Below are 14,683 nucleotides of genomic sequence, written 5' to 3' on the forward strand. Positions count from 1 at the left end.
TTTGGAAATTAAATAAGAAAAAAGCAAATGCTGAGGCACAGCTTGCCAAAGCTAAAAAGGCAGGATTTACGGATGCATTTATTAAGTATGATTGATCAAAGGGAGCGAGTAAAAAAGCATTTTTGCTTTAGCTTTACAGAGTTTCCCTAAAAAATTAACTATTAGATGTATATAGCCTGTGGGGGTTATTCCCTTGCAGGCTCTTTTTTTATGCTCTGATTCTATTTTATTTTTACAAATCCTCAACTTCGACCTGTTCCCGCGGCTATTAGGTAGGAGGTGATTCTACGTGAATCAGCATGAGGATAAAAAAGTAATGAAGATCTCGGACGAGGTTATAGACAAAAGCATCGAATTAAAGAAAATGTCACAGGAGCAGCTACAGCGTGAGTTTGATTATATTCAAGCAGAGAAATTACTTAGAAAGATGCTCCAAAAAGGTTTAATAACAGAAGTAGAATTCAACAAGATAGACGCACTTAATCGCCAATCTTTCTCTCCTTTCTTAGCAGAGATAATGCCCTAAATTCGTTGATATATAAGGATTTCAGAGGTAATATGTGACCTACCAAGAAGGAGGTGAGGCGATGAAAAAGATAACGAAAATAGAAGGAAATAAGGTTACATCGATTATCAAACCCAAACTACGAGTAGCCGCATACTGTCGTGTCTCTACGGGTAGTGATGAACAGTTAGTAAGTCTACAAGCACAAAAATCCCATTATGAGACTTATATAAAGGCAAACCCAGAATGGGAGTATGTTGGCTTGTATTATGATGAGGGAATTAGTGGCACCAAAAAAGAAAACCGAACGGAACTTCTCAGGATGCTGTCAGATTGTGAAAACAAGAAGATCGACTTAATTATTACAAAGTCCATTAGTAGGTTTGCAAGAAACACTACGGATTGTTTAGAGATGGTTCGTAAGCTGTTGGACCTGGGTATTTACATCTATTTCGAGAAAGAGAATATCAATACCCAGTCAATGGAAAGTGAGTTGATGCTTTCTATATTAAGCGGGCTTGCAGAAAGTGAGTCAATCTCCATTTCGGAAAATAACAAGTGGGCAATTCAAAGGAGATTTCAGAACGGAACTTTTAAGATTTCTTACCCACCATATGGCTATGACAACATTGATGGTCAAATGGTGGTAAACCCTGAGCAAGCAGAAATTGTGAAGTATATTTTCGCAGAAGTATTATCAGGCAAGGGTACACAGAAAATAGCAGATGATCTTAATCAAAAGGGTATCCCCTCCAAAAGAGGTGGTCGTTGGACTGCTACAACAATTCGAGGAATTCTAAAAAATGAGAAATATACCGGGGATGTTATACTGCAAAAAAACCTATACAGATTCCCGTTTTAATAAGCGCACCAATTATGGTGAGAAAAACAGATATTTAATAGAAAATCACCATGAGGCAATTATCAGCCATGAAGTGTTTGAAGCAGTAGAGGTTGCCTTAAATCAAAGGGCAAAAGAAAAGGGAATAGAAAAGCGTAATGATAAGTACCAAAACCGGTATTCTTTCTCCGGAAAAATTATTTGCTCGGAATGTGGTAGCACCTTTAAAAGACGAATTCATTCATCCGGCACAAGAAAATATGTAGCCTGGTGTTGTAGTAAACACTTAAAGCAGATAACAGAATGTTCAATGCAGTTTATTCGAGATGAGGATATAAAGACGGCCTTTGTTACTATGATTAACAAGCTGATTTTCGGTAGAAAACTTATTCTACAACCACTATTAGATGCTTTGCGTGGAATGAGTAACTCAGATAACCTTTCAAGAATTCAGGAATTAGAGAAGCAAATTGAAAAAAATGCAGAACAGAGAGAACTGCTTGTAAAGCTTATGGCAAAGGGTTATCTAGAACCTGCCCTTTTTAACAGAGAAAACAATGAACTGCAAATGGAAGCAGATAGTTATATGGGGCAAAAAGAAGCTTTAATTCATGCTTTAAATGGAGAATTATCAAAGGTGCAGGAAGTCAGTAACTTAATAAAGTTTACAAATAAGGCTGAAATGATAAACACTTTTAACGAGGAAATTTTCAATGATCATATTGAAAAAATTATCGTTTTCTCAAGGGTAGAGATAGGTTTTGTTCTGAAATGTGGAATCACACTAAGGGAAAGGATGTGAGAAAAGTGGCGCATACGCCTTATGGCTATAGGATAGAGAATGGAATAGCAGTTATCGATGAAGAAAAAGCTGAAAAGGTTAGGAATTTGTATAAGGGTTACTTATCAGGCCTTTCCTTATCGGTCGCGGCAAAGTCTGCTGGAATAGATGCTTATCATGGAACTGCTGGAAGGATGCTAAGAAATGAACGTTATCTTGGTGATGATTATTACCCTGCCATCATTGATAAAGAGACCTACGAAAGAGCAGAAGCAGAGAGGGTAAAGAGAGCAAAAAAGCTAGGTAGAATCTTTGAACCCAAGACAGAAGATAAACCTACTATTTATAAGAAGTTTTCCATAGGACAAGTAATTCAGAAGTATACAAATCCTTTTACACAAGCGGAATATGTATACAGCTTAATAGAAAGTGAGGTGCAGCAAGATGGCAGTTAACAAAAATGTAATGATTATACCTGCAATAAAACGTGTAGGCAACAATCGAAAAGAAGATGAAACACCAAAACTTCGGGTCGCTGCTTATTGCCGAGTTTCTACAGACAGTGATGAGCAGGCTAGTAGTTACGAAGTGCAGATTGAACACTATACAGAGTTTATAAAGAAGAATTCAGAGTGGGCTTTTGCAGGGATCTTTGCTGATGATGGTATCAGCGGCACAAATACAAAAAATCGCAACGAATTTAATCGAATGATTGATGAGTGCATGGCTGGGAAAATTGATATGGTTATTACCAAATCAATAAGCCGATTTGCTAGAAATACCTTGGACTGTCTACAATACATCAGAAAGCTTAAAGATAAAAATGTTGCGGTATATTTTGAGAAAGAAAATATCAATACACTGGATGCCAAAGGTGAAATTATGCTTACCATTATGGCATCCTTAGCGCAACAAGAGAGCCAGTCATTAAGCCAGAATGTAAAGCTTGGTTACCAATACCGATACCAACAGGGAGAGGTAATGGTCAATTGTTCTAGGTTTTTAGGATATACCAAAGATGAAAATAAGCGATTAGTAATTGTGCCGGAGGAAGCTGAAATAGTCAAAAGGATTTACCGAGAGTATCTTGAAGGCTCCAGTATGGATAAAATCAAAAAAGGACTTGAAGCTGATGGCATACTTACGGGAGCGGGGAAAAAAAGGTGGCATTCCAGTACTATAAGGAAAATATTAAGCAATGAAAAATACATTGGTGATGCACTGCTCCAAAAAACTTATACGGTAGATTTTCTTACAAAAAAGAGGGTTGTGAATAACGGAATCGTACCTCAGTATTATGTAGAGAATAACCATGAAGCCATTATCCCGCGTGAAATTTTCATGCAGGTACAAGAAGAGTTAGTTCGTAGAAGTAGAGGACATATAAGTACTAGTGGAAAGAAAAGAAACTTTAGTTCAAATCATGTATTTTCGCAAATTATCTTCTGTGGAGAGTGTGGCGAAATATACCGTAGAGTTCATTGGAATAATCGAGGTAAAAAATCGATTGTTTGGAGATGCGTCAGTAGACTTGAGAATACAGGGTTAACTTGTCATTCCCGAACTGTGCTGGAGGATATGATAGGCCTTGCTACGGTGGATGCAATTAATAAACTAATAGGGCAAAAGGATGGCTTTTTGCTTACCTTAAAGGAAAATATAGAAACAGTGATAAGTGAAACGGACAATAATATTGTTTCCGAGATAGATAAAAAGCTAGAGGAATTACAAAAAGATCTTTTGAGGCTGGCCAATTCCAAAGAAGATTATAACGATATAGCCGATGAGATTTATAGGCTTAGGGAGGAAAGGCATAAGGCTTTAGCAGAAGAAGCAGGCAAAAAAGGTTCCAAGCAAAGGCTAGAAGAGATGGAAAAACTCCTTAATGAACAATCCACCCTTCTCGAGGAGTATGATGAGCAGCTAGTAAGGAGACTTATAGAGAAAATAACGGTCTATGATGATAAACTAACTATTGAATTTAAATCTGGTGTAGAAGTAGATGTATAAACATAACCTTCATGAATGACCACCATTCAGGAGATATATTCTCTTGATTGGTGGTTTTCTTTTTATTGACTAGGATTGGCAAAAGGCATATAATCTTATTAACAATGTTGTTGATATTGTTATTGATAAGGAGATGACAACATGGGCGATGTTAATGAGTTACTAGAACAAGCTATTAAGGAAACTGAAAACTTGAACAAAGGTGAAGTCTTTCTTGTTAAAGATCTGTTCAAGGGTTATGTATGGAATAGAATACCCAGAAAGTATCGACTTCTGCTTGGGACTTTATTTTTAAACTACGTAAATAAAATGGAAGGTAACATAAAGGCTATTGAAAAGACTTCATCTAACCAGCAGCGGTATAAAAAGACAATTGGCAAGTAGGAAGAAGGGATAAAATTTATGAGTATCAATATTTTAGTTGTTGACGATGAACAAGCTATAGCAGATCTAATTGAAGTTTATCTAAAAAATGAAGGTTTTACAGTATACAAATTTTATAACGGTCAAGATGCGTTTCGATGTGTTGAGTCGAAACAGTTGGAGCTTGCGATACTTGATGTTATGCTGCCAGATATTGATGGTTTTACTATCTGTCGGAAGATTAGGGAAAAACATAATTTTCCGATTATTATGCTGACAGCTAAAGAAGAAGAAATCGATAAGATTACCGGGCTGACATTAGGTGCCGATGACTATATCACTAAACCATTCCGTCCTTTGGAATTAGTTGCTCGTGTAAAGGCGCAGCTCCGAAGATTTACCAAATATAATTCTCCAGAGCAAAAACAGGAAGAACGCTTGATTACCTTTTCCGGCTTGGTGTTAGACATGGATGCTCGTGAATGTACGCTGAATGAGAAAAAGTTATCGCTTACACCTACGGAGTTTTCAATTCTTTGGGTTCTTTGTTCCAATCGAGGACGAGTGGTAAGCTCTGAAGAATTGTTTCGCGAGGTATGGGGAGACAAGTACTTTAGTAACAGCAATAATACGGTAATGGTTCATATTCGACATTTAAGAGAAAAAATGGACGATAGCGCGGAACATCCTAAATATATCAAAACGGTATGGGGGGTTGGTTATAAAATTGAAAAGTGACAGAGATAAGAGAAACAATGATTATACAAAATTAAAAAGAAAAGTATTTTTTAGAGTGCTCCTTATTGTTTTTGCCACGATCGCAACTGTTATTTTTTTGCGTGATGTAATTCAAGACAATTTCAATATTGGAGAGAGTATTGTAGAATTTTTAAAGAATAAGTTTTATTTGAGTGAAAGCGATGCTGTAATAATTTATCGGTATATTTTTCTTTATAATAAAGAGCTTATTACACTTATTGTGATCATCATCTTATTAATTATTTTGCTTAGATTTTCAATTTCGTGGTTTACTAAATATTTTGATGAAATAGGTAGTGGAATGGATAAACTTGTTGAGGAATCCAATGATGAAATTACATTATCACCGGAATTGGATTTTATGGAAAATAAGCTTAATCAAATAAAAAACAACTTGGAAAAGCAAAAAAAAGCTGCACTTGATGCCGAACAGCGCAAAAATGATTTGGTCGTTTATTTGGCTCATGATATAAAGACACCCCTTACATCCGTTATAGGGTACTTAAGTCTTCTGGATGAAGCTCCTGATATGCCTCCTGAACAGAAATCAAAATATGTCGGTATTACTTTGGAAAAAGCTTATCGATTAGAAGAGCTTATCAATGAGTTTTTCGAGATCACAAGATTCAATCTTCAAACTATTGTTTTGAATAAAGAAAAAATCAATTTACTGTTCATGCTCCAGCAAATGGCAGATGAATTCTATCCAATGCTGGCTCCACAGGGAAAGCAGATATCTGTCAATGTGCCTGACGGACTCACTCTGTGGGGAGATGCAGACAAACTAGCCCGTGTATTCAATAATATTCTGAAAAATGCCATAGCCTATAGCGATGAAAATAGTGTCATTGATATTTCTGCATGGCAGCAGGACGAAAATATTGTTATAACTTTTATGAATCAGGGAAATCCAATTCCACAGACAAAGATTGATACTATTTTTGAAAAATTTTACCGATTAGATGCTGCACGCTCCTCAAAGACCGGTGGAGCAGGGCTAGGTTTGGCAATCGCACAAGAAATTGTCACAGCTCACGATGGAACGACTTCTGTAGAAAGCAACCCGGAAAATACTACATTTACAGTAAAGCTTCCGTCTTAAGAAAATCTTAAGAAGTTCATAAGATTGAATTCCAACATAGCTTCTTGTTCTGTGGTTAAATAATTTTACGCAGAATAAGGAGGTATTTATTATGGTACGAAAAATAAAAAAGAAAAAGTCAGGAATACGCGAATTTGTAATATTTTTATTGATAGTTGTTGTTTTTGCTTTTGTTTTCAAATTCAAAATTACTCCGGGAAACCAACATGAGTTTGAGAAAGAATATGTCGATAAAACAACGCCTATTCCCTCGTCAGAGATAGAACCCGATTCCTCTATTTCTATATCTCCCGATAAACTGAACAGTACTAATGCGATTCTGATCCGTTTAAAAGATCAAACCACTCTGATGCAAAAAAATAGCGAGGAAAAGATCTATCCTGCTTCATTGACTAAAATGATGACAGCTATTGTTGCTATAGAAAATTTGACAAATTTGCAGAAAGAAATACAACTTACCCACTATACCTTTAATGGTCTTTACAGTGCTAATGCTTCTATGGCCGGTTTCCAGCCAGGTGAGAAGGTAAGGGCTATTGACCTTTTATACGGGGTGATGCTTCCAAGTGGTGCAGAAGCTTGTATTGGGCTTGCGGATCAGATTGCTGGTTCGGAGCAGGACTTTGTAGCTATGATGAATCAAAAGGCGGCAGATCTAGGGATGGACAACACTCATTTTGAAAATACCACCGGACTTCACAATGAAAACCACTACACAACAGTGAAAGATCTGGCTGTTCTTCTAAGCTATGCTTTGCAAAATGATACTTTCAGGGAAATTTTTACTTCGTCTCGTCATTCCACACAACCCACGAATAAGCACCCTGGAGGGATAACCTTTAACAATACCATGTTTGAAAAACTCAACAATCAAAACATTATTGATGGAGAAATTTTAGGAGGGAAAACTGGATATACCGATGAAGCTGGTCTGTGTCTTGCGAGTCTTGCCAAAGTGGATCACAAAGAATATATATTGATTACAGCTGGTGCAAAAGGAGATATCTATTCTGAACAGTATAATATTACCGATGCATTAGTTGTATACAATAGAATCGGGAAACAATAAGTTTTTCATAAGATTTTATTAAGGTGTTGATATGTTCCCGCCTACCGATAGTGCAAAAAGTGCCTTTGACTTGTTTCCGACTACCGACAATGTAAAAGACATCAAACCAGCCGGCTCGTTGCATCTCGATTGTCCGACTGTTTGAGTGCACGTGCTATCACCGAAAGATAGCTTGTATACGCGTGCTTAAATTCTTTGTTTCTTGCATGTGTCTCCCCCCTAAAATGATGTATTCTCCATGCAAAATATGGTATAATGGATGGATTATCATAACAGAAGGGAGTGAAAGCATTGCTCGCCAACAAAGCCTATCCATTCCGTCTCTATCCAACGAAAGAACAGGAAAGACAGATTGCGAAAACCATCGGCTGTTCTCGTTTTATCTTTAATCATTTTTTAGCTAAATGGAATGATACGTACAAAGAAACGGGGAAAGGACTGACGTATCGTGCTTGTTCCGCTCAACTACCGCAGCTGAAGCAAGAATTAAGCTGGTTAAAAGAAGTAGACAGCATTGCGATCCAATCCTCCCTTAAAAACCTTGCAGATTCCTTCTCCAGATTCTTTAAGAAGCAGAATGGCAAACCTCGTTTTAAATCGAAGAAAACCATGTTCAATCCTATACAACGAAGCAGACAAACGGAAATATCTCGATTGAAGGTAACCAAATCAAACTCCCTAAATTGGGGCTTGTTCGCTTTGCTAAAAGTCGTGAAGTAAAAGGACAAGTTCTCCATGCCACCATCAGACGCCATCCAAGTGGGAAATACTTCATATCCATTCTTGCTAAAATAGACATACAACCCTTAGAGAAAACAGAATCAGCTATCGGCATCGACTTAGGTATTAGGGACTTTGCGATTCTTTCTGATGGTCAAAAGGTGGATAATCATCGGTTCACCGCTAAAATGGAAAAGAAATTAAAACGAGAACAACGAAAAAAGCAAGATTGGAATATGGGGCCTCTATTTACTGGTAATTTTAAGGGAGTTAGTAATGTTGTAGTTCAAAAATGGGAGGAATTTGTAGGTGAACTTAATAAACTACCAAAGGATAAAAATGGGTATGGACTGATACATAATGACCTGCATCAAGGAAACTTCTATGTCCATAATGATGAAATTATTGTATTTGATTTTGGAGATTGTGAGTACAACTGGTTTATTTATGATATTGCAATTGTTTTATATCATGCTGTTCAATCTATTGATGAAAATGAAAATAAAGCAAGAGAGAAATTTGCACAACTATTTATTAAGGCATTTTTGGAAGGCTATTTAACCGAAAATAATCTCAGTTCATTTTGGCTTGCTAAATTGTCTTTTTTCCTAAATTATAGAGGGATTTACTCCTATATTACTTTTCCCAATTTCTAAATAAATAGCAAAAAAACAATGAAAAAGTTAAAATTCTACTAGAAGATATGCAGAAAAAAATAGAAAGTAATGTACCCTACTTGGAAATGGATTTCAGATATTTAATCCAAGCGTAAGCATTATGTGTCGTTATTGTCTGGAAGTCTTTTTTTGCATTGGCGAACTGACACACGAGCATATGCCTTAGGTAAAAAAAATATAAGGAGCATTCCTGTGAAATAATAATCATAAAATAGGTTTATGATTTTAATTCATACTGTTTCTGTTGGAATTATTAACATCATTTTTGAGGAGGAATATAGTCAATGGATAATTGGTTTATTGCATTAAATGCGGTTGTTTTCCTTACCTTAATTGGTCTATTGGTTTATATGCAAAAAAAGCACATCTCTTATGCGAAACGTGTTTTTACAGCTATGGGACTTGGGATCGTTTTAGGTGGATTACTGCAACTTATTTATGGGGAAGGCTCTGATATTCTTATAGGTACATTAGATTGGTATAGCATTGTTGGGAGTGGCTATGTCCGCTTTTTAATGCTAATTGTTGTACCACTAGTTATGCTTTCCATTATTCGTTCCATCATTAATCTAAAAGAGACAAAACAGCTAGGTAAAATGGCTGCTTGGGTGATCGGTGTCCTTATTTCTACCACGCTGATTGCAGCAATAGTCGGGATTGGAAGCTCGCTTCTGTTTGATTTAAATGCAGAACAAATTGAAGCAGGGCAAGCCGAAACAGAACGTGGTGCTTCTTTGGAAGAAAGATTTGAGTCAATGGCAGAGGAAACAATGCCACAGCGGATTATTAATTTTATACCGAATAATATTTTCTTAGATATGACAGGAGCGCGTTCGACATCCGTTATTGCGGTTGTTATCTTCTCCTTGCTTGTCGGTGTAGCCGCACTTGGCGTAAGCAGGAAACAACCAGAACAGGCCGAAATGTTTATGAAAGTGATCAATTCAATATTCGCGGTGGTCATGCGTCTTGTTACGATCATTTTGCGCTTAACACCATTTGGGGTTTTAGCGTTAATGGCAAACATGGTGGCTTCCACTGATTTCGCTGGTATTGTGCAACTTGGGAAGTTTGTCATTGCTTCTTATGTCGCAATGGTTGTCATGTTAATAATCCATATGCTTATCTTAAGTGGATTTAGGTTAAACCCGGTGACATTTATTAAGAAAGTCATGCCAGTATTGGTATTTGCCTTTTCCTCTCGCTCCAGTGCAGGAACGATTCCATTAAACATTACCGCTCAAAAAGAGGCGCTAGGGGTAGATGACGGTTCGGCAAATATGTCCGCATCATTTGGTGCTACCATGGGTCAAAACGCTTGTGCGGGAATTTACCCAGCAATGCTTGCGGTTATGATTGCTCCAACGGTTGGAATTAATCCATTCTCGCCGGAATTTATTATTCAGCTTGTTTTAATTACAGCGATCAGTTCATTTGGTGTTGCTGGAGTTGGCGGTGGCGCTACATTTGCAGCCATTATCGTCCTATCATCGATGGGCTTACCAATCGCATTAGCTGGTTTGCTTATTACCGTTGAGCCATTGATTGATATGGGCCGAACAGCGATAAATGTTAACGGAAGTATGGTATCAGGTACCATCACGTCGAAAGTGCTTGGTACTCTGGACCAAACGAAATTTAATAATAAACATGCCGTTGTTGAAAATACGGAGATTTAATTTGAAAGCAGTTATTCCTGTGCATGGGGAATAACTGCTTTTTTAGGTGTACGCTCTTCTGGTGTTAGTGGATAAGACTAATGTTGCTCTAGCAAGTAAGGGGCTCCAATTGAATTGATTAACATGCAGGACTATGGGTTAATGAATGGTGAAAAGGCAAGCGTTAGCCATTGATCAGTAAAAGGTAAAGTAAGAGGCACCTCATGCCTCTTACTTTACCTATATTTAGCCATTAATCAGCTTACTTCGAAGTTTATTAGAGACGAATTCTACGATTAAAATAAGGATAATGAGACCGACGAGAATCGAACCAACTTCATTCCATCGGTAAGCATTCATGGCAAAGATCAAAGGTGCCCCAATACCGCCAGCTCCTACTAGACCAAGGACAGAAGCGTCTCTTAGATTGATATCAAAGCGGTAGATCATGATCGATAAGAACATGGATATAAGCTGTGGAATAATGCCGTAACGAATTTTTTCAAAAGTCGTGCACCCAATTGAAGTCAATGATTCTAAGATGCTGGTATCCAAATTTTCGATCGCATCTACATATAGTTTTGCCAACATTCCAATGGAAGTAAGACCAATCGTTAAAACACCAGCAAATGGTCCAGGTCCTGTCACACGTATGAACATTAATCCGTATACGAGTGCAGGGACAGTTCGAATAAAGATAAGAAATAGGCGTGTCACAAAGGCAATGGGCTTTGGCACAATATTTGAAGCGGACAAAAAGGCCAATGGAATTGCTAGAATGGAGCCGATCAGTGTTCCTAAAAAAGCAATGGCAATGGTCTCAACTAATAGATAAGCAACACCTTGGGTATTAAAGGATAAGAGTAATTCCAAGTCCGGAGTGAAAATGCCGGAGACAATGCTTTTGGCAATAGCTAATCCGCTCACTTCAATCCCGTTTACGTTGACAGCAGTCGCAGACCAGACAAATAAACCGGTAACGATCAGCGTTATAAACAGGATATAAGTATAGTTCTTTGGCGCTGCAGCTAACTTTCTTTCAATATGATTCATGGTTAAACCCTCTCTATATCAACTTTTTCCTAAAATATTCACTTACTGTTTCAATTAAAAAAACAGTGATAGCAAGTACGAATAAAATCATCCCTACACTGGCATAGTCCCGCCAGCCTAAGCCTTCATTCAATAGTATTCCGATCCCGCCTGCGCCAACATAGCCTAAAATCGCAGCATAACGAACGTTACCTTCAAAACAAAACAGAGCTGTAGACAAATAGTTTGGTAAAACTTCAGGTATGATGGCTTGTTGAAAGGCTTGCATCTTCGTCAGTCCTAATGACTCCATCGCTTCAAATGATTCCATGCTAACATTCTCAATTTGCTCGTAAAGTAATTTACCCACATAAGATAGTGTGAATAAAAAGATCGCGACCGTTCCAGCAAATGTTCCTAAACCAAAAACAAAGGTGGCAATTAGCGCTGAGACTAGTGATGGCAACGTTCTTAGTAGACTAAGCAAAACTCGCGCAGTCCCATTAATCGCTTTGTTTTTGACGATATTTGATGATGCAAAGTAGGCAACAGGAACAGCAGCTAATGCCCCTAGCAGTGAGCCTAATAGTGACATCTTAATGGTATCCATTAATGGCTCCCATATTTGCTCGAAGTGGGACCATTTCGGTGGAATCATTTGATCTACAATGACAAAGAATTCTTTCCAACGTTTCAGCAATTGCATAAGATCAAAACCTGTCAGCTCTATGGATAAGACGATTCCAAATAGAATTAAAAGCATAACCATTGGTGTGCGTGACTTTTTTTCTAATACGACTTTCCCGTTAGGTAAGACCAGTTTCTTTGGGGGGAAAATACGATCATACATAAGCTTCTTTCCTTTCGATCGGCTCCAAAACCTCTTCACTACTGCCCTTATAAATTAAATCTAACGTTTGTTGCGTGACATCGTGAGCTTTCCCATCGTAAACAATCTGGCCGTCCCGAACACCAATAATACGGTGCGCGTATTCTAAAGCAATTTCAACATGATGAATATTCATGATAACAGAGATTTCCATCTCTTGATTAATTCTTTTGAAATCATCCATCACGACTTTTGATGTAACGGGATCTAAAGAAGCAATAGGTTCATCAGCTAGGATAATATCAGGGTTCTGTGCAAGTGTCCGTGCTAATGCGACGCGTTGTTGCTGGCCACCGGATAACTGATTAACCCGGACGTAGGCTTTGTCTAAAATACCGACCTGATCAAGTGCGGTCAAAGCTTTTAATTTCTGTTCTTTCGAAAACATGCCAGTTAGTTTGCGACCAAAAGATAATTCAGGTACAAAGGAGGCAAGAACGTTTTTCAAAACAGTTGTCCGTGTGACGAGATTAAAGGATTGAAAGATCATCCCGATATTGCGACGAAAGCGTCGTATTTCTTTTCCACCCAATCTTCCTACATCTACACCATCCACAATTAGCCGGCCACCTGAAATGTCATGCATGCGATTAATACAGCGAATTAACGTTGATTTGCCTGCTCCTGATAGTCCAATAACGGCCACAAATTCCCCTTTATTGATTTTTAAATTAATATGTTGTAAGGCTTTAACATCGTTCGGATAGGTTTTTTCTACGTTTATAAACTCAATCATGGTAAAACTCCAATCTATTTTTCTAAACTATTTTTTGAGTGAGAGAAAATGAGAACACCTAGGTGATGTTCTCATCTCTTTTATCACAGTAGCTATTTAGTTTGCTTCTTGAAGGATGACTTGTGCGTCTCTTTCTTTGTCATAATCTGAATCTTGTGCTTCTTGGTAACCTTCATGACTATAGATAGATATGACTTCTTTACCTTCATCAGTTTCAGCGATGTTGATAAAAGCTTGCTGAACAGCTGCTTTAAGTTCATCTGTCATTTTTTCTGAGTTTTTGCTTGCGCTGATGGTGTCATTGTATATTCCAGCTGTGACGCCAACGACATTTGTTTCATCCCAAATGCTATTTTTGCGTTCAAATTCACCTTGCCATGCTTCTTCATTGTCGCGTCTAGCATCTGCATATGATACTAGAATATCCACTTGTTCTGCTGCTAGCCTTGCAAAAGCACTTCCGTAAGAATCAACCTGCACTAAGTTATCTAAGTCGGTAATTTTCTGACCATAGTTATCTTGTAGCCATAGGGTTGGATAAATGTAGCCAGCAGATGATGAAGAAGTCATAACGGCCCATGATGCACTATTTAAATCTTCAAATGTAAGTTCTTCACCGTTATTCACTTTTTCTGCTAGTTCTTGTCCTTTCGCAGATGGACCTGCAATTATTAATGAACGGTAGTAAGTCACTTGCTCTTCTGTTGGTTCTGTCGGTTTATTGTCATTCCAATCAGCTGGATCTTCTGAATCAATGCTTAAGCCCGCGCGAGTAGATGTGAGTAAAACTTCTGCACCATCATCATAAAGAACATAAGTTCCACCTGGAATGAGGCCAATATCTGTTGTACCAGCAGATAATGCTTCACCAACAGCTTCATAATTTGTACCAACAGTAATGTCAACTTCACCAACATCAAAGCCTAAGCCTGCTAGTTCTTCTTGCAACAATGCTTTAAGTGGTTCTGTTGCTGTAATAATTTCTTCTGGGTCTCTTGATGGAACAAACCCAACTGATAGCTTATCAATTTCTGTATTTGCTTCTTCTGTTACGTCGTTTTCATTTGTTGCATTATTTGTCTCATCCGCAGAGCTAGTGTCTTCGCTATTCCCGCAAGCTACTAGCACTGTCGCAAACACGACTGCTAATAATAAAAACCAAACTTTCTTCATTTCTTTCACCTCGTATGATAAGTTTAAGCGCCTATTAAGATGTTAATCTCTCAAAGTACTTGTGTTTGTTAAATAAACCAGTTGTCAATGCCGTGGTTCATTCAGTTGTATGTTAACACTTTAATAGTATTACGGAACTATTAAGTGAACGTTCGTTTTTTGTAAAAATAACGTAAAATAGTTTTTCAAGTGTTTTTTGCGTTTTTTGGAGTAAAATCTCTCAATACCATGATTGAGTAAAGTAAAACTGAGATAATACCATACTTTTTCTAGGTAGTGTATATATGATTGAAGCAGTTTATCTACTGCGTGAGCAAGCGTATATTATGCTAATCAATATGTCTGCAACTTAAATAATAAGAATTGAA

The 14,683-nt window shown here is 37.6% G+C and carries 14 protein-coding genes and 1 pseudogene; 11 read left to right on the forward strand and 4 right to left on the reverse strand.

Annotation, left to right across the window (positions count from 1 at the left end):
- The first annotated feature begins 289 nt into the window (after positions 1 to 289).
- The 11 genes and pseudogenes from ASE01S_RS04930 (at position 290) to ASE01S_RS04975 (ending at position 10,506) form a co-directional block, all read left to right on the forward strand.
- Positions 290 to 526: an SHOCT domain-containing protein gene (locus ASE01S_RS04930; RefSeq protein ID WP_067839207.1), complete on the forward strand. Its 237-nt coding sequence runs from the start codon at positions 290 to 292 to the stop codon at positions 524 to 526.
- A gap of 61 nt (positions 527 to 587) precedes the next feature.
- The gene (locus ASE01S_RS16590; RefSeq protein ID WP_281176873.1) at positions 588 to 1,367 is read left to right on the forward strand and encodes a recombinase family protein; all 780 of its coding nucleotides are present in this window, start codon (positions 588 to 590) and stop codon (positions 1,365 to 1,367) included.
- Positions 1,309 to 2,148, forward strand: coding sequence for a recombinase zinc beta ribbon domain-containing protein (locus tag ASE01S_RS16595; protein ID WP_281176874.1), 840 nt, complete (start codon positions 1,309 to 1,311; stop codon positions 2,146 to 2,148). Before ASE01S_RS16590 ends, ASE01S_RS16595 begins: the two co-directional genes overlap by 59 nt.
- A 5-nt stretch (positions 2,149 to 2,153) precedes the next feature.
- Entirely contained in the window at positions 2,154 to 2,582 is a 429-nt protein-coding gene (locus ASE01S_RS04940) for a recombinase family protein (protein ID WP_050355281.1), read from the forward strand.
- Positions 2,572 to 4,137, forward strand: a complete 1,566-nt coding sequence (locus tag ASE01S_RS04945; RefSeq protein ID WP_067839210.1) for a recombinase family protein — start codon at positions 2,572 to 2,574, stop codon at positions 4,135 to 4,137. The genes ASE01S_RS04940 and ASE01S_RS04945 overlap by 11 nt, the downstream gene beginning before the upstream one ends.
- A gap of 141 nt (positions 4,138 to 4,278) precedes the next feature.
- Positions 4,279 to 4,521 (forward strand): single-stranded DNA-binding protein, encoded by a 243-nt coding sequence (locus ASE01S_RS04950; protein WP_067839212.1) that lies wholly within the window; start codon positions 4,279 to 4,281, stop codon positions 4,519 to 4,521.
- A gap of 18 nt (positions 4,522 to 4,539) precedes the next feature.
- On the forward strand, positions 4,540 to 5,238 hold the full coding sequence (vanR, locus tag ASE01S_RS04955) for a VanR-ABDEGLN family response regulator transcription factor (protein WP_067839216.1): 699 nt from the start codon (positions 4,540 to 4,542) through the stop codon (positions 5,236 to 5,238).
- The gene (vanS, locus tag ASE01S_RS04960; protein WP_217995637.1) at positions 5,216 to 6,361 is read left to right on the forward strand and encodes a vancomycin resistance histidine kinase VanS; all 1,146 of its coding nucleotides are present in this window, start codon (positions 5,216 to 5,218) and stop codon (positions 6,359 to 6,361) included. Before vanR ends, vanS begins: the two co-directional genes overlap by 23 nt.
- A 91-nt stretch (positions 6,362 to 6,452) precedes the next feature.
- On the forward strand, positions 6,453 to 7,430 hold the full coding sequence (locus ASE01S_RS04965) for a D-alanyl-D-alanine carboxypeptidase family protein (protein ID WP_067839222.1): 978 nt from the start codon (positions 6,453 to 6,455) through the stop codon (positions 7,428 to 7,430).
- Positions 7,431 to 7,721: 291 nt separating this feature from the next.
- A pseudogene (locus tag ASE01S_RS16455) lies at positions 7,722 to 8,806 on the forward strand (RNA-guided endonuclease TnpB family protein).
- Between the two features lie 305 nt (positions 8,807 to 9,111).
- Entirely contained in the window at positions 9,112 to 10,506 is a 1,395-nt protein-coding gene (locus tag ASE01S_RS04975) for an L-cystine transporter (RefSeq protein ID WP_067839225.1), read from the forward strand.
- Between the two features lie 225 nt (positions 10,507 to 10,731).
- Here ASE01S_RS04975 and phnE (ASE01S_RS04980) read toward each other — a convergent pair whose 3' ends face one another.
- From phnE (ASE01S_RS04980) to ASE01S_RS04995, 4 genes are all read right to left on the reverse strand, one after another.
- On the reverse strand, positions 10,732 to 11,538 hold the full coding sequence (phnE, locus tag ASE01S_RS04980; RefSeq protein ID WP_067839228.1) for a phosphonate ABC transporter, permease protein PhnE: 807 nt from the start codon (positions 11,536 to 11,538) through the stop codon (positions 10,732 to 10,734).
- Positions 11,539 to 11,551: 13 nt separating this feature from the next.
- Positions 11,552 to 12,367 (reverse strand): phosphonate ABC transporter, permease protein PhnE, encoded by an 816-nt coding sequence (gene phnE, locus ASE01S_RS04985; RefSeq protein WP_067839231.1) that lies wholly within the window; start codon positions 12,365 to 12,367, stop codon positions 11,552 to 11,554.
- Positions 12,360 to 13,142: a phosphonate ABC transporter ATP-binding protein gene (gene phnC / locus ASE01S_RS04990; RefSeq protein ID WP_067839234.1), complete on the reverse strand. Its 783-nt coding sequence runs from the start codon at positions 13,140 to 13,142 to the stop codon at positions 12,360 to 12,362. The genes phnE (ASE01S_RS04985) and phnC overlap by 8 nt, the downstream gene beginning before the upstream one ends.
- A 96-nt stretch (positions 13,143 to 13,238) precedes the next feature.
- Positions 13,239 to 14,315, reverse strand: a complete 1,077-nt coding sequence (locus tag ASE01S_RS04995) for a PhnD/SsuA/transferrin family substrate-binding protein (RefSeq protein WP_067839237.1) — start codon at positions 14,313 to 14,315, stop codon at positions 13,239 to 13,241.
- Between the last annotated feature and the right edge of the window lie 368 nt (positions 14,316 to 14,683).

The organism is Amphibacillus sediminis NBRC 103570 (assembly GCF_001552275.1).
Classification (GTDB): Bacteria; Bacillota; Bacilli; order Bacillales; family Amphibacillaceae; genus Amphibacillus_B; species Amphibacillus_B sediminis.

Bases quoted from the DNA above. Each gene is read 5' to 3' on its own strand.
- ASE01S_RS16590 (WP_281176873.1), top strand. From the start codon at position 588: ATGAAAAAGATAACGAAAATAGAAGGAAATAAGGTTACATCGATTATC.
- ASE01S_RS16595 (WP_281176874.1), top strand. From the start codon at position 1,309: ATGAGAAATATACCGGGGATGTTATACTGCAAAAAAACCTATACAGAT.
- ASE01S_RS04945 (WP_067839210.1), top strand. From the start codon at position 2,572: ATGGCAGTTAACAAAAATGTAATGATTATACCTGCAATAAAACGTGTA.
- ASE01S_RS04950 (WP_067839212.1), top strand. From the start codon at position 4,279: ATGGGCGATGTTAATGAGTTACTAGAACAAGCTATTAAGGAAACTGAA.
- vanR (WP_067839216.1), top strand. From the start codon at position 4,540: ATGAGTATCAATATTTTAGTTGTTGACGATGAACAAGCTATAGCAGAT.
- ASE01S_RS04965 (WP_067839222.1), top strand. From the start codon at position 6,453: ATGGTACGAAAAATAAAAAAGAAAAAGTCAGGAATACGCGAATTTGTA.
- ASE01S_RS04975 (WP_067839225.1), top strand. From the start codon at position 9,112: ATGGATAATTGGTTTATTGCATTAAATGCGGTTGTTTTCCTTACCTTA.
- phnE (WP_067839228.1), bottom strand. From the start codon at position 11,538: ATGAATCATATTGAAAGAAAGTTAGCTGCAGCGCCAAAGAACTATACT.
- phnE (WP_067839231.1), bottom strand. From the start codon at position 12,367: ATGTATGATCGTATTTTCCCCCCAAAGAAACTGGTCTTACCTAACGGG.
- phnC (WP_067839234.1), bottom strand. From the start codon at position 13,142: ATGATTGAGTTTATAAACGTAGAAAAAACCTATCCGAACGATGTTAAA.
- ASE01S_RS04995 (WP_067839237.1), bottom strand. From the start codon at position 14,315: ATGAAGAAAGTTTGGTTTTTATTATTAGCAGTCGTGTTTGCGACAGTG.